Origin of the sequence: Paraburkholderia sp. UCT2, from assembly GCF_014397665.1 — a bacterium.
Lineage (GTDB): Bacteria > Pseudomonadota > Gammaproteobacteria > Burkholderiales > Burkholderiaceae > Paraburkholderia > Paraburkholderia tuberum.
The window spans coordinates 1-21,248 of sequence record NZ_VZQO01000001.1 but is presented as its reverse complement, the minus strand read 5'-3'; the positions used below and the strand labels follow the sequence as shown (position 1 = coordinate 21,248).

13 protein-coding genes and 1 pseudogene are annotated in these 21,248 nt (G+C 55.6%); 10 read left to right on the top strand and 4 right to left on the bottom strand.

Annotated elements, in window-relative coordinates:
• Positions 1 to 325: 325 nt before the first annotated feature.
• From F6X39_RS00070 to F6X39_RS00035, 8 genes are all read left to right on the top strand, one after another.
• Positions 326 to 1,396, top strand: a complete 1,071-nt coding sequence (locus tag F6X39_RS00070; RefSeq protein ID WP_262412378.1) for an AAA family ATPase — start codon at positions 326 to 328, stop codon at positions 1,394 to 1,396.
• The gene (locus F6X39_RS00065; protein ID WP_187615059.1) at positions 1,393 to 1,953 is read left to right on the top strand and encodes a hypothetical protein; all 561 of its coding nucleotides are present in this window, start codon (positions 1,393 to 1,395) and stop codon (positions 1,951 to 1,953) included. Before F6X39_RS00070 ends, F6X39_RS00065 begins: the two co-directional genes overlap by 4 nt.
• A 264-nt stretch (positions 1,954 to 2,217) precedes the next feature.
• Positions 2,218 to 4,635, top strand: coding sequence for a type I restriction-modification system subunit M (locus F6X39_RS00060; RefSeq protein ID WP_187615058.1), 2,418 nt, complete (start codon positions 2,218 to 2,220; stop codon positions 4,633 to 4,635).
• On the top strand, positions 4,632 to 5,861 hold the full coding sequence (locus tag F6X39_RS00055) for a restriction endonuclease subunit S (protein WP_187615057.1): 1,230 nt from the start codon (positions 4,632 to 4,634) through the stop codon (positions 5,859 to 5,861). Before F6X39_RS00060 ends, F6X39_RS00055 begins: the two co-directional genes overlap by 4 nt.
• Positions 5,862 to 5,870: 9 nt before the next feature.
• Positions 5,871 to 8,957, top strand: a complete 3,087-nt coding sequence (locus tag F6X39_RS00050; protein ID WP_187615056.1) for a type I restriction endonuclease subunit R — start codon at positions 5,871 to 5,873, stop codon at positions 8,955 to 8,957.
• A 35-nt stretch (positions 8,958 to 8,992) separates the two neighbouring features.
• Positions 8,993 to 9,682 carry a SprT family zinc-dependent metalloprotease gene (locus F6X39_RS00045; protein WP_187615323.1) on the top strand — a complete coding sequence of 230 codons (690 nt, stop codon included), beginning with the start codon at positions 8,993 to 8,995 and terminating at the stop codon, positions 9,680 to 9,682.
• A gap of 179 nt (positions 9,683 to 9,861) precedes the next feature.
• On the top strand, positions 9,862 to 10,443 hold the full coding sequence (locus F6X39_RS00040) for a hypothetical protein (protein ID WP_187615055.1): 582 nt from the start codon (positions 9,862 to 9,864) through the stop codon (positions 10,441 to 10,443).
• 2 nt (positions 10,444 to 10,445) lie between these two features.
• On the top strand, positions 10,446 to 11,360 hold the full coding sequence (locus F6X39_RS00035; protein ID WP_187615054.1) for a DUF4868 domain-containing protein: 915 nt from the start codon (positions 10,446 to 10,448) through the stop codon (positions 11,358 to 11,360).
• 312 nt (positions 11,361 to 11,672) lie between these two features.
• Here the strand turns inward: F6X39_RS00035 and F6X39_RS00030 are convergent, their stop codons facing one another.
• From F6X39_RS00030 to F6X39_RS00015, 4 genes and pseudogenes are all read right to left on the bottom strand, one after another.
• On the bottom strand, positions 11,673 to 13,031 hold the full coding sequence (locus F6X39_RS00030) for a tyrosine-type recombinase/integrase (RefSeq protein ID WP_187615053.1): 1,359 nt from the start codon (positions 13,029 to 13,031) through the stop codon (positions 11,673 to 11,675).
• Between the two features lie 548 nt (positions 13,032 to 13,579).
• Positions 13,580 to 14,509, bottom strand: coding sequence for a hypothetical protein (locus tag F6X39_RS00025; RefSeq protein ID WP_222945068.1), 930 nt, complete (start codon positions 14,507 to 14,509; stop codon positions 13,580 to 13,582).
• Positions 14,510 to 14,697: 188 nt separating this feature from the next.
• Positions 14,698 to 16,839 carry a DNA methylase gene (locus F6X39_RS00020; protein ID WP_187615051.1) on the bottom strand — a complete coding sequence of 714 codons (2,142 nt, stop codon included), beginning with the start codon at positions 16,837 to 16,839 and terminating at the stop codon, positions 14,698 to 14,700.
• 438 nt (positions 16,840 to 17,277) lie between these two features.
• Positions 17,278 to 17,852, bottom strand: a pseudogene (locus tag F6X39_RS00015) (recombinase family protein).
• A 294-nt stretch (positions 17,853 to 18,146) separates the two neighbouring features.
• On the opposite strand from F6X39_RS00015, the gene F6X39_RS00010 reads away from it, so the two are divergent.
• Together F6X39_RS00010 and F6X39_RS00005 are read left to right on the top strand one after the other, a co-directional pair.
• Positions 18,147 to 19,991 (top strand): ATP-binding protein, encoded by a 1,845-nt coding sequence (locus F6X39_RS00010; protein WP_262412377.1) that lies wholly within the window; start codon positions 18,147 to 18,149, stop codon positions 19,989 to 19,991.
• A 181-nt stretch (positions 19,992 to 20,172) separates the two neighbouring features.
• Complete coding sequence (locus F6X39_RS00005) at positions 20,173 to 20,712, top strand: hypothetical protein (RefSeq protein ID WP_187615050.1); 540 nt, start codon at positions 20,173 to 20,175, stop codon at positions 20,710 to 20,712.
• Positions 20,713 to 21,248: the final 536 nt, after the last annotated feature.

The window sequence follows — 21,248 nt, the reverse complement described above, 5'->3', positions numbered from 1 at the left end:
AGCACACCAAGGGGGTGTGTTCGATTAGGTGATATGTGGTCGAAAAAATCTGGAACCAAAGCGGTCGGGGTACCACGCATCGGCTTGATTTAATGTGGCGAAGCCGACGACTGGCCTCCCCTTGGAGCGACGAACATACTGAGCGCGTAGATTGTTTGCTTCGTCATAACGTGCGGCTGCGGGCGTCGTAGGGGAAATCGACCACCGATCACTGAGTGCGAAGGGATGCGCGTCCCGATGGACCTACGCTTAATTTCACACGAACCGACAGTTTTGTGTACAATGCACACACAATGCAAGATCTGTGTTGATTCGGAGGCTATGAATGAGTGAAGAGCTCGTCGGCATAGGCGAAATTGCTACGCTGGCAAACGTGTCCAAGCAAGCAGTCAGCAATTGGCGCGCGCGCTACGACCATTTCCCGCAACCCTTCCAAACCCTACAAAGCGGTCCGGTGTGGCACCGCGAAAAAGTCGAAAGGTGGATCAAGATGTTTAAAGGTGAAGCGACGCATGTGTTGAGTTTCATCAACCTCAAAGGCGGGGTCGGGAAGACAACTACGGCGGTCGCCGTAGCGGAAATCCTTGCCCAAGAGGAGCGCAAGCATGTTTTGCTGATCGACCTTGATCCGCAGACGAACGCCACCGTCAATCTGATATCAGAAGAAGCGTGGGACAAGCTCGATCAAGAGGGGAGAACGATCGCCCAGTTGTTCGATGACAAGATCAATCATCATCTGCCCCCAAAATTTGATATCGAGCGCTCGATTGTCCGTGGCGTTTCGACGATTAATGGTGGTATTGAGCGACTGGATTTATTGCCGTCGAGCATCCGGTTGATCGATTTGCAGGACCGGATTCCGATGATTGCGATGACTGGAAACTTCACGGTAAACCCGTTGGATATCCTGAAGCTCGCTCTGCAGCCAGTTATTGGTCGGTACGATTACGTGATCATCGATTGTCCGCCCAGTTTGGGAACCGTAACCAAGAACGGTCTCAGAATCTCAAGTGGATACGTTATTCCGACAATTCCCGACATCGTATCGACCTGGGGTATCTATCAGATCGTCGACAACGTGCGTCGATTCGGAAACGAACTTCAGCAGGATGTCGAGCCGTTAGGGATTGTCGCGACCAAGGTGCAGGGAAACAATCTGCATACTCGAGTTGTCACCGATCTTTCTCATGGTCGGTTGGGCAAATTTGCCACGTCTGGGGTAGCGCAGCCGCCATTGTTTAAGAGCAAGATCCCCCAGGCTGTTGCCGTCGCGCGTGGAGCCGATCCTGAAGCAGATTTGCGCACGTTCAAGGGCAAGTACGGAACTCCAGCGTACGAATCGCTTCAAGGATTGACACAGGAAATTAAGCTGCTATGCGAAGCAAAAAGCCTTTGATTACCCTGCTGCGAAAGCTCATTGATGCCGTTGAAGATGAAGCTTCACGGAACCCACATTTCGCGGACAAGCTCGACGAGCTTATGCGGTCATTTCAAGAAGCTCCAGAGATGCGCTCGAAGCCGACTCCCAAGCGCATGGAGGAGGTGTTGCCCGATGTCCATAAAGAGCTTGCTCTGCGCGGCGATCGCGATTTTCGAGTATGGCTGCGCGGACAAGCAGTTGAAACCCTTAAAGCCGTGATCAGACGTGAGGATCTTGACACGGCAAGACGTGCGTCCAAATGGAAGGATGGCGATAAGCTCGCAGACTTTATCGCTGACGGGCTGCGCGCTCGCATGTCTAGGGGCTCGGCTTTCATCGAACGAGTGAACCGCACCGCCCCAGCTGCCTCAGGGCATGTCGGGGATGCACCCCGTGACGAAATCTCAACGGGTGCTCCGACTGACGCCGGCAATGAGCCGCAACAAGTTTCCGATCGCCAGCCAGCTGATTCAACAGGTAATAGCCGAGGTAGTGATAAACCACCGGCTTCAGGTGAGCCTGATGAGACGTAGCACGTGTCAGCACGTCTGTTTTTATGCGTCACTTCCTGACATTTGCGCGTGCGAATACCAGCGGATCGTCTTGCTTTGATGATGTCGTCCGGTAGCCATTTAAGTTGCCTATCGAGATGACTAGCTCGTTGCCATTGGGTTTTCTAACAAAGTTTTTCGATCCTCCCGCGTCGGACTGCCGCCGTGGTGGCGTGCTTTAAAATTCCGGACAATCCACTGCCTGAGTTGTCAGGTAGATATCGACTTCCGTTCCCATACGAGCCAATGGCAATCAAGAAATCCGAGCTTTACTCTTCCCTCTGGGAATCCTGCGACCTCTTGCGCGGAGGGATGGACGCGAGCCAATACAAGGACTATGTGTTGGTCCTGCTGTTCATCAAGTACGTCAGCGATAAATATGCCGGGCAGCGTTATGCCCCGATTAACATTCCAGACGGTGCCAGCTTCGCAGACTTGGTTGCCCTGAAAGGCAAACCGGACATTGGCGACCAGATCAACAAGAAGATCATCGGGCCGTTGGCCACCGCCAACAAGCTGTCGGACATGCCGGACTTCAACGATACCGGCAAGCTCGGCACGGGTGCGGAGATGGTCACGCGGCTGACCGACCTCATTGCCGTGTTCGAGAACCCCGATCTGGATTTCTCGAAGAATCGCGCCGATGGCGACGACATTCTCGGTGACGCGTACGAATATCTGATGCGCCACTTCGCAACGGAAAGTGGCAAGAGCAAGGGGCAGTTCTATACACCAGCCGAAGTCAGCCGCATCCTGGCCGCTGTCATTGGTATCGGCAGCGCGCAGACCAGCACAGACACTACTGTGTACGACCCGACATGCGGCTCCGGCTCCTTGCTGCTGAAAGTGGGCGATGCGGCGCATACCGCAGTTACCCTGTACGGTCAGGAAAAGGATTCGGCGACCAGCGGTCTTGCGCGCATGAACATGATCCTGCACGACAACCCCACAGCGTTGATCGGCCAGGGCAACACGCTGACCGATCCGAAGTTCCGGGATGGTGTGGCCCTGAAGACCTTCGATTTCGTGGTCGCCAATCCACCGTTCTCCGACAAGCGCTGGAGCACGGGGCTTGATCCGCTCAACGACCCGTATGAGCGTTTCGATACGTTCGGCGTGCCTCCGGCCAAGCAGGGCGACTACGCCTATCTGCTGCATATCGTGCGTAGCCTGAAATCCACCGGCAAGGGCGCGTGCATCCTGCCGCACGGCGTGCTGTTCCGTGGCAATGCGGAAAGCGGAATCCGCCGTAACCTGATTCGTCGCGGCTACATCAAGGGCATTATCGGACTGCCTGCCAACCTGTTCTACGGCACCGGCATTCCCGCCTGCATCGTCGTCGTCGACAAGGAAAACGCCCAGGCACGCAAGGGCATCTTCATGGTCGATGCCAGCAGCGGCTTCATCAAGGATGGTCCCAAGAACCGCCTGCGCGAGCAGGACATTCACCGCATCGTGGACGTGTTCACCCGTATGGACGAGAGCGACCCGCGCTATGCGCGTCTGGTCGGCCTCGATGAAATCGCGAAGAACGACTACAACCTCAACCTGCCGCGCTACATTAACAGCAGTGCGGCGGAAGACATCCAGGACATTCACGGCCACCTGCAAGGCGGCATTCCTCTGGCAGATGTGGAAGCCCTGAACGACTACTGGGCCGTGTGCCCGAAACTAAAAGATGCGCTGTTCCAGCCGCTGCGCGAAGGCTATGTCACGCTGGCCGTGGACAAGGCGGCTATCAAACCGACGATCTTCCTGCATCCGCAGTTCGCGTCGTACCTCGGCGACATGGGCCGCCACTTCGATGTCTGGCGAGCAGCAGCCGTTCCCGGGCTCAAGGCGCTGGACACAGGTTTCCACCCGAAGCAGTTCATTGTGGAACTGGCCGAAGGCCTGCTGCACCACTACGAAGGCAAGCCCTTGGTGGATGCGTACGACGTGTACCAGCACTTGATGGACTACTGGGCGGACACCATGCAGGACGATGCCTACCTGCTGGCGACTGATGGATGGGTGGCACAGACCTATCGCGTCATCGAGAAGACGAAGAAAGGCAAAGGCGACAACGCCAGGGTTGTGGAAAGGGACAAGGGTTGGGCGTGCGACCTAGTGCCGAAGTCATACATCGTGGCGCGCTACTTCGCAGTCGAGCAGGCTGCCATTTACGAAACGAGCGCTGCGCTGGAAGCAGTCAGCAGTGCGCTGATCGAGCTGGAAGAAGAACACGGTGGCGAAGACGGCGTGTTCAGTGGCTTCGACAAGATCAATGCGGCGGCGGTGAAGGAGCGCATCAAGGAGATCGGCAAGGACGCTGATGCGGCCGATGAAATGACCGTATTGAAGCAATGGCAGTCGCTCACCGACAGGGAAGCCGGGCTGAAGAAGACGCTCAAGACACTGGAGGCCGAGCTGGATGCCAAGGCGTACGCGCAATACCCAAAACTCACTGTGAACGAGATCAGGACGCTGGTGGTGGAAGACAAGTGGCTTGCAGCCCTGTCCGCTACTGTATCCGGTGAACTGGAGCGCGTATCACAGACGCTCACCAGTCGCGTGCGCGACTTGGCAATGCGCTATGAATCCCCGCTGCCAGTGTTAGTTGACGAAGTCGCAGTGTTGACCGCTCGCGTTGAAGCGCATTTGCGGAAGATGGGGGCGGCATGAAACTGAAGCGGGGGTACAAGCAGACTGAGGTTGGTGTTATTCCCGAGGATTGGGATGTACCTAATATCGAATCAGTGGTTGATGAGATTTCCATGGGGCCATTCGGTTCAGACATCACAGTATCGAACTTCGTCTCTTCGGGGGTGCCTGTTCTTAGTGGCGCAAACGTGGCGCAGGAGCGTCTTACGGATTCTTTCGCGAACTTTGTGACCCCGGCGAAGGCACTTTCCCTCAAAAAGGCTGTCGCTCGTCGAGGTGACATAGTTGTCACTCATCGAGGAACTATCGGGCAAATCGCGTACATACCTTCAGATTCTGAATTTGAACGATATGTCATTTCCCAAAGTCAATTCCGTGTCCGATTTTCTGGCCAGGTTTTGCCATCTTGGGCTGTTCGCTACTTTCATTCCGAAAATGGCTCAAAGAGACTTCTTGAAGGGAAGGGGCACACAGGGGTTCCAGCAATTGCTCAGCCTACGAGAACTTTTAGAAGTCTGTTCCTTCCTGTTCCGCCACTCCCCGAACAATCCGCCATTGCCACCGCCCTGAGCGACGTGGACGCCTTGCTGTCTGGCCTGGACAAACTCATCGCAAAAAAGCGCGACCTGAGGCAGGCCGTCATGCAGCAACTGCTCACCGGCAAGACCCGGTTGCCTGGATTTGGAGTTAACACAGGTGTCAAACAGACTGAGGTGGGGCGCATCCCGGATGATTGGGATGTGCGCCTACTTGGAACATTAGCCACTATGGTTGCTTCTGGCCGGTCATCGACCGGCTCAGCAACGGGGGACTACCCAGTTCATGGCTCGACCGGGATAATTGGTCAAACATCATCACCAGAATATGAGGGTGATGCGATCTTGGTCGCGCGGGTTGGTGCGAATGCAGGCAGGTTAAATTTTGTTTCCGGTAAATATGGCGTTACCGACAACACGATTATGTTGCGCTTTGGCGGTAGCTATAACTTGCCATTTTTCTGGCGGCAGTTGGAAGCCAAGCGCCTCAACAGCCTAGTATTTGGCTCTGGCCAGCCTCTGATTACTGGTACGCAACTCAAAGCACTTGCACTGGTTGTCCCCCCGTTCTCTGAGCAATCCGCCATCGCTGCGGTGTTATCCGACATCGACACAGAACTGGTCGCACTGGAAGCTCGACGTGACAAGACTAAGCTGCTCAAGCAAAGCATGATGCAGGAACTGCTAACCGGCAAGACGCGACTGGTGTAGGGGATCCCAATGACGGACAAGATCGGCAAATCAGAGAAAGCCACGCAGAGCCGGGTCATCAAGCTCTTCACGGAGCAGCTAGGCTACGCCCCCCTCGGCGATTGGACGGATCGCGCCGGTAACAGCAACATCGAAGAAGCGTTGCTGATGGCCTACCTGCTTGAGGCCGGTTATCGTCCTGCGCAAATCAGCCAGGCAATCTATCGGCTGAAGACCGAAGCCAACCATCCGCAGCGCAAGCTGTACGCGAACAACGAGGCGGTGTATCAGCTTCTTCGCTATGGCATTCCCGTGAAGGTCGAAGGTGACAAGGTAGCCGACACGGTCTGGCTCATCAATTGGGAACACCCGTCCCGAAACCACTTCGCGATCGCCGAGGAAGCCACCCTGAAAGGCGGGCATGAGCGCCGCCCGGACATTGTGCTCTACGTCAACGGCATCGCCATCGGCGTGCTGGAGCTGAAAAACAGCCGCGTCAGCATCGGCAATGGCATTCGGCAGAACCTGTCTAACCAGCAGCCCGAGTTCAATGCGTGGTTTTTCAGTACCGTGCAGTTCATCTTTGCCGGTAACGACTCGGAAGGCCTGCAATACGGCACGACCGGCACACAGGAAAAGTTCTTCCTCCAGTGGAAAGAGGACGAAACCGATAACAGCGGCTACAAGCTCGATAAGTATCTGCTGAAGATGTGCGAAAAAGTGCGGCTCATCGAGCTGATGCACGACTTCATCCTGTTCGACGGCGGGGTCAAGAAGCTGCCGCGCGTACACCAGTATTTCGGCATCAAGGCTGCGCAGGAACACGTGCGCAAGCGCCAGGGCGGCATCATCTGGCACACCCAGGGCTCGGGCAAGAGCATCCTGATGGTGCTGCTGGCTCGGTGGATTCTGGAAAACAATCCGCATGCGCGCGTGGTCGTCATCACCGATCGCGACGAGCTGGACAAGCAGATCAAGCGCGTCTTTGAGAGCAGCGGAGAAAAAATCCACCGCACCAGCAGCGGACGCGACCTGATGGCTCAGTTGAGTCAGCCTGCTCCCCGCCTGCTGTGCTCACTGGTGCACAAGTTCGGCGCAGGCAAAGGTTTAGGCGATGGCGATTTCAATGCCTTCATCAAGGAACTGGAATCCCAGCCGGGCACGGCGGTGGGCGATCTCTTTGTGTTCGTCGATGAATGCCACCGCACCCAGGGTGGTCGTCTAAACCGCGTGATGAAAGCGATGATGCCGTCAGCCGTGTTCGTTGGCTTTACCGGTACACCGCTTCTGAAGCGGGACGCGGCGACCAGCCTGGAGGTGTTCGGCGGCTACATCCACACGTACAAATTCAGCGAGGCTGTCGAGGACGGGGTGGTGCTCGATCTGGTCTATGAGGCACGGGATATTGACCAGACACTTGGCTCCCAGCACAAGATCGACACGTGGTTCGAGGCCAAGACGAAGGGGTTGAACGACTGGCAGAAGAACGAACTGAAAAAGCAGTGGGGCACGATGCAGCACGTGCTCAGTTCGCGCTCACGTATGGATCGCGTGGTCGAGGACATCATCTTCGACTTCAGCACCAAGCCCCGGCTGTCCAGCGAGCGCGGCAATGCCATGCTCGTGTCAACCAGCATTTACGAGGCGTGCAAGTATTTCACGCTGTTCCAGAAAACCCCATTCAGGGGCAAGTGTGCGGTTGTCACGTCCTATAACCCGCTGGCGAAAGATGTGACGCTGGAAGAAACCGGCGCGAATACCGAAACCGACAAGCAATTCATCTACAACACCTACACCGAACTGCTGACGGACGTGCAGCCGAAGGCGGGCATGTCTAGGACCGAGACGTACGAAGACCAGGCCAAGGCCAAGTTTATTCGCGAACCGGGCAACATGAAGCTGCTGATCGTCGTGGACAAGCTGCTGACTGGTTTCGACGCGCCGCCTTGTACCTATCTGTACATTGACAAGTCCATGCAGGATCATGGCCTGTTCCAGGCCATCTGCCGGACCAACCGGCTTGATACCGACGATAAGGACTTCGGCTACATCGTCGATTACAAGGATTTGTTCGGGAAGGTGGAAACCGCCATCGCGGTGTATTCGTCCGAGCTTGACCACAGTGCAGGTGGCGTCGCACCGGAAATCCTGCTGGAAAGCCGGGTGCAGAAGGGCCGGGAGCGTCTGGACGCCGCACTGGAAGCGCTGGCGCTGCTGCTCGAAAAGGTGGAGCCGCCCGCGGGCGAGCTGGAATACATCCACTATTTCTGCGGCAACACGGAGATCGCCGATGACCTGAAGGCCCGCGAGCCGCAGCGTGTCGCTTTTTATACGGGCGTGGTCGGCCTGCTGCGTGCCTATGCCAGCATTGCCGATGAGCTAGATGACGCCGGCTACAGCGCGGAGCAGCAGGCATCGGTCCGGCAACAGCTTGATCAATACGTGAAGCTGCGCGAGACGATCCGTCTGGCGAGCGGCGAGACGCTTGATCTCAAGCCGTATGAAGCCGACATGCGCCACCTGATCGATACTTATATCGCGGCCAGTGAACCACGCAAGATTTCCGAATTCGAGAATATCGGTCTGCTCGACCTGATCGTGAAGACCGGGATAGCCGATGCAATCGCAAAGAAGCTCCACGCGATGAAGGATCGGCAATCGGTCGCCGAGACCATCGAGAACAACGTCCGCAGCAAGATCGTCAAGGATCACCTGACCGATCCGGCGTACTTCGCGAAGATGTCAGCGCTGCTCGATGAGATCATCAAAAAGCGCAAGGAAAAGGCCGTCGACTACGAGAAATATCTGAGGCAGATGGCCGATCTGGCGACCAAGGTGCACAACGGCAATGCTGGCGATACTCCGGCGGCATTGGATACTCCCGGCAAGCGGGCACTGTTCAACAATCTGAAAATTGCCAACGGCCGTACACCGGAACACGCGCTGGCGCTTTCGCTCGAACTGGATGCGGCCGTCAGGCGTGTGCGTCCCGATGGCTGGCGTGGCGTGTTGCCTCGTGAGAACGTCATCAAGCAAGCGCTGTGGGACATCCTGAAGGATGATGGAGAGGTCGAGCGCATCTTCCCGATCATTGAAGCCCAACGGCAGGAGTATTGAGCGTGGATCTATGCAGTAGCATCGACTTGGGCGACATGCATGTTGATGTGGTGAGGAAGGACATCAAGCATGTCCATCTGAGTGTGTATCCGCCAGATGGTCGTGTCCGTATTTCCGCCCCCCTGCACATGGCGTCCGACATCATCCGGGTGTACGCAATTACCCGGCTGGAGTGGATCAGGCGACAGCAGCGCAAGCTGCTTGCGCAGGAACGGGAGACGGCCCGTGAATATTTGGACCGGGAGAGCCACTACGTCTGGGGCAAGCGTTACCTGTTGCGCATTGTGGAAACCGATGCGGCATCGACGGTGAAGCTGAAGCATTCCACGCTCGAACTGGGTCTGCGTCCCGGCAGTGACGTCAACAAACGCCGTGAGGCGCTTGGTGCATGGTACCGGACACAGCTCAGGGCGGCCGTCCCACCGTTACTGGGAAAATGGGAGCCGGTGCTGGGAGTCAAGACCAGGCGGATCCTCATCCAGCACATGAAGACGAAGTGGGGAAGCTGCAACCCGGTGTCCGGAAATATTCGACTGAATACGGACCTGGCGCTTAAGCCGTCAGAGTGCTTGGAATACATCCTCGTGCATGAGTTGCTACACCTGATCGAGCCGACCCACAATGCGCAGTTTCAGTCGTTGATGGATCGTTTCATGCCGCAGTGGCGGCAGGTGAGGGATGAGTTGAATCGCTTGCCGGTGCGACATGAGGTTTGGGGGTATTAGCTGCTTTAGTCCCTGATCTACCGTACGTATCGTATTATTTGCCGGGAGCGCCTAGGCACGGCAAGATGTTTAGTTGGATATGCGGTCACCGCCTCCGCTTCTTCATCCACGGGGTTTTACTCGCTGGCACGTGAGCGTTGGCCGGCGCGAGTTAGCCTATTGCAATAACAACTTTACGTATGCAATTCAGACTACTCTCAGGCTTTTTGATTTTCATCGGATCGTACTTCCCGCTGACGATCATTCTTGCCGTTCAGGACATCCCACAGACCTGGTGGACGCGTCCGTTGTGTAACAAAGCCAGCTTCCTCGCTGGCCATTGCGTCTTCATGCCGTTCGAACATTCGGCGCTCGCCTTGACGTTTCCGAGCATGGCGTTACTCGCTGTGCTGGCCACACGGCTCTCCCTGAAAAAGGTTACGTTCCGCTTCGCCATCGAGATAAGGCACGCGAAAGCCATTCCGAACGAACTGATCAACTACACCTTTCCCTACGTCGTGTCGTTCATGGGGATTACTTACGCGGACTCGCAAAAACTGCTCGGATTCGTAGTGTTTCTGCTGTGGATGTTTGCTATCACCTATAAATCAGGGCAGATTCTCATGAACCCGCTATTGATTGTCTTCGGCTGGCGACTGCACGAAGCAACGATTGTCATCAACGGTGTCGAGCGCGAAGTTCGCGTATTGAAGCAGGGCGTATTGACCGCGGGGACTCAACACGCCGAAACCATTCAGGATTTTTATATCGCCAAGGATTGAACATGCAGGAGACCTTCGACGCACTTCGGACTTTTCAGTTCACCCAAGGTAATCTGCACCTCTGGGTTTTCAAGCGAAGCACGGCAGCGCGAAAATTCTCGGCCTACTTCGTTCGTACGGACGAAACGTTGAACGGGTTGCTCAGAGAGGTCGTAGCGGCAGAGATGACGCGCATCACGGAGTTTGCGCCCTACAGTTACCTTGCCGAAACAAACGAGAACAGCTGCCTCACAATCGCGGGCGGTCAAAATGATTTTGAGCAGTTGAAAGGACAGGTCGACCGACCAGAACCGGAGTGTGGCGCTAGGTCAATCAAGGACCTCATGGGCGCTGAAGGTTATGCGGTGAAGTTTGTTCACGGCGATCAGACGGTCTACGCCGTCAAACGCTCCACGTCAACGTGGAAGGCCGCGTATCCGAAGAAATATATCAACATGATCTTCCACAACGGTGAACTGTCAGCGGCAGCGGATACCAGCTTTTCGATTGAACGGACCTTTGACTTTTACTATCTGAACGGCGTGATTTTCATCGCCGGCAAGCGCGCATTCGAATCCGCGATGGCGCATCGTGTCGCGTATGCGCAGGCTTTCGCCGAACTTCAGCGAGATGCCACCTTCGCTGACCTATTCACCCAGATGCAGCCGCTCGTCGACTACGTTGGCACGAATTCAATTCAACTGCGCCGAATGGCTGTTGTCGAACAGAAAGCGTTGTACGAAAAGCCGAACTTTCTGGCAAGCCTTCAGGCTGTCAGCAATGCGCGCGGATGGGGGTTGAACTTTGATCCGGCCAGTAATCGGCTGATTCCCTGTGACCAGACGGCACGCACTATCCTGCAGGTCCTTCTTGATCATCGCCTGCTCAGTGAAGTTACGCAGAATATCTACGACGTTCCGGATGCCGTTCCTGTGTAGGTTGCCGGCGATCCACGAGGTCATGAATGACGGCTATCTGACACCGTTTTATGTGCCCGGGGCGTGGCGGAAAGTCGGGGCAGGGACATAGAGTCAGGGGCACTTTTGGGGGCATCTCCGCGCTGTAGATTCGGGGATTGTTATCCATTTTGCGGTCAGGAGTTTGATCTTCGCTTTCTGTCGCAGTGCATACCTCGGCGCGAATGAACGACGACAGTTGCTGGGGGAGGTAACCTCGATCTGGCCTGTCGTCGCTGTCACTAATCTGTAGTGGTCGGTCGTGCGTGAATAGACGGACGGCCCACGCAAACTTTAGGGCTCAAACTTGATCTTCGCCTGCTCAAGCAGCCAAGCTTCAATCTTATCGTGCCACATGCGCAGCAGGTCGAGGGGGCGTCGGCGATAGTGTTTTTCGGCAATTGCCGACGGTTTATGTCCTTGGATTTGTGCGACAACGCCGACCGGGACCTCCACCCACTCCGACAGCGTGCCGAATGACCGGCGCAGGCCATGTAACGAAATATGCGGCAGACTGGTTGGTTCCAACGCTCGGTTGTGCGCGTGACGCGGTTCGGCTATCTTTCCGTCCGAAGCTGTTTTGCTGGCGAACACCCACTCCGATGGCTCCCACTGTTCGCCTCTTTCAGCGAGGCGAGCGGCTTGACGTTTATTTGGAGGCACCTCGTTTAGGCGCTGAAGATGCTGCAATAGACTCGCTAGATAAGGAGTGAGCGGAATAGTCCGGCCACCAGTGCCTTCAACTTTGTCATTCATGGTCAAGCTGCGCCAGCGGAAGTCCACGTCTTCCCAACGCAGCGTTGCCAGCTCTTCCCGACGGGCGCCGGTGATCAAGAGTCCTTGAAGGTATGCGCTGATTACCGGGTTGGCGATGCCACATACCGCGCTAAACCAAACAGACAACTGCTCGCGCTGAAGGCAGTCATCCTTCGCAGCGCTGCGAGGGAGAATGCCCTTGACCTTTGGCGAAGCATAGGCCTCGTGCGGGATGATGCCTGCGTAAGTCTCGTGGGAGTCGCACCACCGAATGAACGCCTTGAAAAGACCGAACGCATGACCAGCATTCGTTGGCCCCCGAGGTATTTCGGCCTCGAGCCACAGAGACATGGATGTTGCCGTTATCTCGGTCAACCTACGCGGCATGAGCGGAGCCAATGGCCCGCGTACTTTTTCTTTGCCGCCGCGTTTTGCAATACCTCCGCCGGGCGACGAGAGGTTGATATGGTCGAGGATGTATCTTTCCGACCGCGGTTTCTTCGTTTTGGGCGAGATCTTTGTTCGCAGATGCTCCAAGTAGTGCTCCCATGCTTCGCCGACAGTTACGTCCTGGCGGCGCTTCGCTGCTTGCCGGGCTTCGTGCGCGGCCTTCTGCTCTGCCTCTTGTTCGCGCGGATCAACACCGCCGTCAATAAGCGTCTGGAGACTACGTGCTCGCTCCTGAGCCTGGTCGATCGTCCAGCTCCTCGGATCGCCGATCGTGATCCGCACGGTCGAGCCATGGATCTTCCCTTGGAAAATGTAGGCCTTGGCTCCGCCAGTTGTGGCTCGCAAGCCGAGTCCGGGAGTCTTACTGTCCCAGAGAAACGACTGCGACTTACCCTGTTCGCAGCGATGCGCCTCTATCCGAGCCGCAGTGAAGTTTACCTTCGCCACCCAACCTCCTTGTTCGTAAGCCGGCGATCTCATGTAACCGCCATGTAACCGGATTATGCGGCAACGAAGGTATGCGGATCAACATCGACGGGAAGGGTTGCAAGCTAAAAATGTTGAAATACAATAACTTATGAAATTTTATCGACGCTAATCCATCTCAAGAAATGTCGACTTGTTCGTATTCGCAATGCGAAGGTCGGGAGTTCGATCCTCCTCCTCTCCACCAAATACCGATCCAAAGTAGTTCAGGAAAGTCTAAGAAACCCCGTAAGATCACGGCTTACGGGGTTTCTTATTGCGTCGACGTCTGAGTTCTCTTACGTTGACATCCAGGGGCAGGATTGGGGGCAATTCAGCAGTCGACGAAAGTGTTGCCACCAACATCGCCTCTTTCGTCGCAGCGACCTTCGGGCTGATTCGCGTTTGCCAACACGCGGTCCTACCCCGGCTTAGCTCGCTGCGCAATCTGCGTTCGCAGGTTCGAGCAGCTAGTGAGAGAAGCCATGTCCTTGTTGGCGCGAATTGCTCAATCGATTCAGCTCAGCAGGCTAAACGGCCTCGTCACCAGGACGCGGGATTGCCACGAATTCTCTTATTCGCGTATGGGTCAACAAGTGTTCTAGGGTAGCGGTAGTAAATACCTTACCGTTCAGTTCGGTCAGCATTTGCCCCATATCCGCTCGACGCTGGCGAAAACCTCGACCATCAATACACGCGACCACTTCGTAAGGCGCGCCCCCTCTCCGGATACGTTCATCTCGTTGATTAGCGAGCACCTTGATGCGTGCGACCTTGTCACGCGCAGTCCCGTCGTCGCTTGTGATTTTTGCCTCAATTACAACTACTGGATCAACGTCATCGGGAATACAAAAGTCCGGTGCTTGCCCGAAACCGGGGATTCGCTCTGCACGTTTTGTCTTGCGGTACGTTACGCCTGCACCACGCAAAACCTCTTCGACGGCATTCTCCATCACCTCGCCAACCAGCTCCGACACGGCATCGCGATGTGTCGCAAACGGTCGTCCAAGGTAGCGTTCATACAACACGGCAGCGTATGGAACATTCTCGCGTGCAGCATATTCCACGGACTCAAGCCCTTGCGTTGTATCGAATTTATCGAGTCGATGCACGACGGCATCGCCGGCTTCAGGTGCTCCCTCCGAAATGTACCTAATCGCTACGGCCAAAAGCGCATCAACGCGTTCGATAAATTTCGATTGCGGCGGAGGCTCGCGGCGGCGAGCCTCCGCTGTACTCACACGGCTGGCATACCTTTCCCGTGCGTTGCGCACTGCACCGGAGTCGAGCCGACATTCACGATCCAATTGCCTAGCTGCAGTCTGGCTAATTTCGATATCGGATTCCGCATTAGCCAACTCCGCCCATTCCGGTGGGGACATGCCGAGAATCGAACGAATCACTCCGAAAACTCTGCTATTTTCGTCAACTGCCCGAGAAACAGACTCTAGATCGAACATCTCAAAGACTCGCGTTTGTCGCTTCAACACCTCAAACGCTCGCCTAAAGTCGGTGTAAGGGAGAAAGCCAGTACCCTTTGGTAAGATTAGGAACTCCGACGATATATCAGCGAACGTTGCGCTAACCATAGCGTCCAGGTGCTTGTCCAATTCTGTTGCATTTAGCTCGTACGGGCGTGTGATTTCTGTCATGTTGGAGAAGTAGCTTGAGACAATATCTCTGCGATCAGGTCGGCCGCAGGATTATGCGCCGAAAGCCTACTGATCGCGTTTGTCGCCAGCCGCGTTTTTTCTTGCAGTGACTCTTGCTTGTTCCACGACTGCACAAGTTCATTCACCGCCAACCGAGCGACATGTCCTGCGATCAAGCATCGAAGATCGCCAGCTGTCAAAGACAGCCCGGCATTTTGCAATCCCTCGACATCTTTAGCCAAGCAACCGCGTAGCGAACTCGCCACCACTGACTCGACCGCCCGACAAACGAATACGGTGTCCAAGACGGACGAGTTTGATCTCGCAATATGTAAAGATGCCGCCATCTCGGCAGGTGCAGGCAGTGCAGCGGTGCAATTTAGACCTGCATCCAGCATTGCTACGATAAGCGGAAGATAGGCCAGCGGATCGTTATGATGGTAGGTAAACACAAACGGTGCATTGGGTTTTAAAGCGGACGCGTAGTGGCAAAATACTTTCGAAAGACCTTCAGTGAAATGAGCGAGCCCGCGCCCCATTGTCTCATTTCCGGTTAACTCAGCGTGAGCTCGCGTCGTTGAAGGCCGGAAACATTCAAGCTCGTCCCCGAGCGCTTGCCGAAGCCACGCGTAGCAAAAATCCATCAACTCAGCATATTGAACATTGTCGAAGTACGGGGGGTCTGTGAAGACGCCATCCAACGACTGCGGAGGCAACCGTATCTCCGTGGCAGGCATCGCAGCAATACGTGCCTCACGCCCGGTTGGGGACGGAGTGTCTTCCGTGAACGATGCAGCTATCGTTTCTCCAACTATCGGGACCAAACGCTTTTTCCCGTTCTCCACGCGAGTCTCAAAAGGATTCTTGCAATATAATTTTGCCCGAATAAATTTCTCGGCAAAATGAACAAAGGCCCCTGAACCCACCTTGGGTATCCCAATAACGTTGTTCTCGCACTGCACCAACCCGACCGGAAATCCGTGAACGCTGAATATGTCTTGGCATTTCAACGCATATGTATCGTATCGACACAACATGTTCTGGTAACGAATAAAATCTGAGAACACTGTTAGTAATGCATGGCGCGTCGCGACGTGTTTCACGTGCGTGATTCGTTGCAAGAGGATTCCTAGACTCAGTAGTTGTCTGTCATTAAACATCTCTCGAAATTTCCCGTATCCCCATCGATGAAGACGCTTTGTCTCGTCTCCATGCGGAATATCATCATGCGGGATAGGAAGGTCACTCGATCGACAGGCAAGCAACTCAGCCGAACGTTGATACCTGTTCAAGTCGTCTTGGTCTGGTGACTTAAAGAATCGCCCTTTCCGTGTTTCTGAGCCACAGTCGCAGTAGTATTCAATCGCCCACATGCGATGTTGCGGTGGCACGTTGGCGTTTTTAGGCGGATACGCAAATTGAGTCGAACAGCGCCTACATGAAACCTTGTTTCGCTTCGCATTCCCCTCGACCGAAATCTCAGACCTGCATTCGCGACAGATGCCAGGGTTGTCTTTTGTGGGCGTCCGCTCGAACCCGTTGAGCGCACCACAGCAATCACATACGAGAACATTATGAGGATGGCGGACGTCCTCTGCCAGAAGATGTCCGGGGAACAGATCGTTAGGCTCTCCACACGAGGGGCACTCCTGCCTCTTCACCCAGATGAAATATTTCACGGGGGCTTCTCGGCGGCACTCTGTACATCTCGTAGTGTAAAAATCCTGTATCTCACCTTCAACATCACTTACCACCGAACTCAAGGCGTCGCGGAACATTTTTTCGTCAAAATCGGCAAGCGACTGACGAACGATCCAGAATGCCATTGGATTGATGTCCGTGCCAATTACACTAAACCCAAGGCGATTCGCCTCGTAAATCGGCGTTCCTCCACCCATAAAGGGATCGGCGATGACACCTTGAAAGGAGTGCGCTTTCCAGTATTCGACCTCAATGGGCTCCTCCCCATTAAACTCAGCAAGAAGCAAGTTTCGAAATACGGTTCCCGGGCGTCGCGCAAACCACTTGTGAACGCCAATTATCGGGCGGTAATTTTGCTGAATTTGTTTCTCACGCGTCGCAAGCAGCGCGGTAAAAGATACATCGAAATTATTTTCCAACTTGAAGGTATTGCTCATATCGATATATTGATTATCCGCTTAGAAGTCACGCAAGTTATATGAGCTTCAGAATCTTGTTTACCGCGTGGCGGCGCTACTCTTGCCTACGGCGGTTACCGTTTCAACGGTGGAGAGTTTGGGGTATCGTCGATCCGCAGCAAACGTCGCGGTGGCAAGTAAGCGATCGCATCCACGAACGGCGAACATTTTTCCAATCCGAAAGGAAAGATTATGGACCAATCGCTGGGGGAACGGGCCAAACAACGGGACTGCCCCTCGCCGGAGGATGGTAAGTCAGAAGCCTCCTCGCTCTGTCCCCGACCTTGACGGCCGACCAAATAAAGTCAGTGGTCTTGCCTCCCCCACCTTGAACCCGAGCGGACCACGAGAGTCCATCTGCACGTCCCGCCAAGGTCTTAACACGGCAGCGCTGCTCGCGCCGATGCATTGGCAGAACTAGCAACGCCGCGCGGCCTTCAATATCGTTGGATGCGAAACGGCATATTCCTTCGCAAGTCCACGGGTCGAAGCTCCTTCGGCCAGCTTGGTCCGAATTTCGGCCTTCTGCTCTGTTGTCAGTGCATCTTTACGGCCGAGCCTCTTTCCTTGGGATTTGGCGCGCGCAAGTCCTGCGTGTGTTCGCTCGATGAGCAAATCCCGCTCGAACTGCGAAACCGCGGCGAGCACAGTCATATGCAGCTTCCCGGCCGCATTCGTCAAGTCGGTTCCTTTGAGGGCTAGGCAATGCACATGCACGCCCTGTGCGGCCAACTTCTCGACGGTTCCCAGTACGTCGGTCGTGTTCCGTCCCAGCCGGTCGAGCTTGGTAACGACGAGCGTATCACCCTCATCTAGCCGATCCAACAGCTTCGAGAAACCGGGCCGCTCGGCGACGGGTACGCTGCCCGATATGGTTTCCGTGATCGTGTGTGCGGCAAAACCGCAAACCCGGCGCTGTGAACTTCTAGCAATTGGTTGTCAGTGGTTTGCTCCGCTGTGGACACGCGTGCGTAAAGGAACGTGCTAGACACCGACTGCTCCCGGTAAATAAACGTGGAAGCCAGGATGCCAGGAAATCAATTCGTTTACAAGGACTGTCTTACCGCCCGCCAACCCGCGTTCCGAGTGGCAAAAACCGGACGATTTTTTACCGCCGCATGAGCTGTCAATCGACTTATTCGACGGGGCTGCTTGAGACATTGAGCGGATCACCGAACTCTCACAAAAAAAGATGCAACAAGCGGTCGCTGCCGGGTCCTTATTATTGAAAGCCGCTGCTTTCACCTCCCGCGCCAACACTGGCGCAACAAACCATGGAGTCGAAAATGCAAAATCCCGAAATCACAACCGACGTTGCTGAGAGCGTTGTCAACTGGTCCCCCGATTCGCCCCGTGGTGGGCGAACAGTGTTGAACCGCATCCTGAAAGAGAACGCCGCCGTGCCGTTGTTTTTTGCGCAGACGCTGATCGCCTCGTTGCGGGACGTCGGCTACAACCACACAACGTCGGCGATTTGCGAGCATGTCGACAACGCGATCGAAGCTGGCGCAACCGAGGTGCGGATTTACTATCGCCAATTGGGCAAGAAGGGCGACTACACAATTGACGCTGCCGTCTACGACAACGGTCGCGGAATGGAACCCAACGTCCTCAAGGTAGCAACTTCGTTCGGCGGCTCCATGAACTACAACGACCGAAACGGAATCGGCCGGTTCGGTATGGGAATGAAAACAGCGGCGTTAAGCATGAGTCCAGTCATGGAGCTGTATTCGTGGCAGGAGACCGGCGCAATCTACAGCATGATGCTAGACGTCGAGGCGGTCGGCAAGGATAGGTCCAATGCCGTGTACGTGCCCGACCCGACGTTGAACACAGAACTTCCCGGCGAGCTGGCCGAGATTTTCTCTACGCCAATGGTTTGGCCGTCGAACCGCAACGAGCAGGAACTCTTGGCGGATGACGTGCGGGACCTAGCAGAGCACCTCGGACCGCGTGGAACTATTGTCTACATGCCCTCGTGCGACCGACTCTCTTCGCGAACAGCCAGAACGCTCTCCGAGCATGCCGTTGCCGAGATGAGTCGCATTTATCGCCGCGCGATTTCGTCCGGCCTGCGCCTGTTCGTGAACAATCGCCGCGTCGAAGCATTTGATCCAACTTACTCGATGCCGAACGCCCGGCACGCTCGGATGGTTGAGGGTGTTCCCGCCCTTAGTCGTCTGGTTCTTGCTCGCCCCGTCAACATTCCGATTAGCGAAAAGGACCCCTCGCAGACGGCTCAGGCCTTGGTGAAAATCTTTCGGCTCCCGATCGAGGAATGGTCCGACTTGGAGAGAAAGGTCCAGAGGAATGATCTTCGTATCTTCGATGGGCTTACGGTATCGATTCTTCGCAACGACCGAGAGGTATTTGCAGGCGGTTTGCCCAAGCTGACGACGCGGCACAGCGTTACGAACTGGTATAGGGTCCAGATCGACTTCCCTGGGGTCTTGGACGAAGCGTTCGGCGTTGCCTCCAATAAACAAGGTGTGCGCATGAAGGACTACGTCCTTGACGCCATTCGAGATGAGGTCGGAGGGGACATCACTAAGCTAAACGATGAAATCAAGCGCTTTCAGGGGGAAAAGGCAAGTCGGATGGACCCGGCGAAGGCATCGGCAAGTGAACGACGGGCAAACGAAGTCGATTATCTTCACACAAAACCTGTCGATACTGAACTCACCGACGAGGAACAGGCACAACTCAATGCAAATCTCATGGGCCTAGCCGTAACGCTGCGGCGTGATGGTGAAACTGACGAGCAAGCATTTGAACGCGTCAAGTCCTCAAAATACTTGATCGCTTTTAGGCATGACGAGTATTGGCCCTTCTATCATATCGATCACAAGTTCGGACGGATTATCCTTACCATCAACACTGCGCATCCGTTTTTCGAGAAGCTTTATAACCCGTTGCGCGACTTTGCGACAAAACCGGCGGAGGAGGATGAAACGGTGCCCGGGACTGAGCCGATGCATATCGATGAAGGCCCGCTGGTCGCCTTGGAGCTACTTCTGCTCTCACTCGCGCGCGCACAAGGAGTGCTCGGCCGTGACGAGGACGCAAAGCGCGTCTTCGATCAAATGCGAAAAGAATGGTCGGAGACGTATCGGATTCAACTCGTTGGTTGAACCATCCGGCGACACTTTTCAAAAGCACTAAATCTCACTATAGTTTCTAAACGCCGATCTTGACTGGTTTGAATGCTTACCGGGGGCAAAGCGTCCCCCGGTAAGAACGCTAATCGGAATAGGCAGCGTGTTTCCTCAACCCAACCGCAGACAACACTGTTTGCACAGAAGGGGTTCGACCATGGCGTATATCCCGCCCTCATGGGAGGCGTACGAGCGTCTCCAGCGTAAGCTTTCTTCCACTGACTGCTCGGTTCAGGCGTCGAGCCTTGAAGAAGCACTTAATGTGATTTTGCAGCCCGATTTTTTGCCTGGGGCGGTCGACGAAACCGATTTTCTGCGAGTCGCCGCATCCGCAGCACGTCAAGGTCGTCACCGCGTGGTGCTCCTTCGCCGTGCTCATGCGGCTACGACCGGGTTTGGGAGCGTTGCACCGAACAGCGTAGACGACGAAGAGGATTCTCGTTCCACTGCCTCATCGTTGGACGACGCAGTTCACGCGCGGAAAGAGCTCGCGCGCCTTGCCGCGATGTTGCGCGAGCCGGACTGGGAGCTTCTCAGGGGTGTTGCTTCGGGCATTCCCTATAGCGAACTGGCGCGTGAGCATGCGTGCACTACCGCCGCACTTCGGTCCCGAGTGTGTCGACTGCGCGAGGCGATTTCGGGCAAGACTGCTCTCGGATCGCATGCCACCGCCCCGGTGCCCGCAGTTACGTTATAAGGGCTGCGAGTTATTGCGGCATGGCAGTCGAAATGAAAAAAGCCCGCAGAGTTTAATCTGCCGGCTTTAGATGGGATTCGAACCCATACGCCTTACGGCGCCAGCTTGGCAAGCTGGCGTGCTTGTTCGATAGTCCTCCCCGACAGATTCCGAAAACAAAAACCGGCCTCGCGCCGGTTTTTGTCTTCTGCGTCGGCAAACGCGCATCGTTCGTTATTGACCTCGATGCACGCATTAACCGTACGACGCGCCGCCAAAAAGCTCCAATCAGAACTTATCCCACCAGCCTTCCGCAGTGCCGACCACAGCGCTTGCCACACTCGACGCGGCGGTCGCACCGGCCACCTCAGCCACCGGCGCAGCAGCAACCGTCGCGCGCGATGTCCGCTGAACTTGCGTCGCCACCTCACGCCGCGGCGTCGGCTTGCGCACAGCCTGAACCAAAGCCGGCACCGCCCTAGCCCTAGCCCTAGCCCTAGCCCTAGCCGAAGCAGCAAAACCAGAACCCACACTCGCCGCCCCCGCACCCCCGCCCC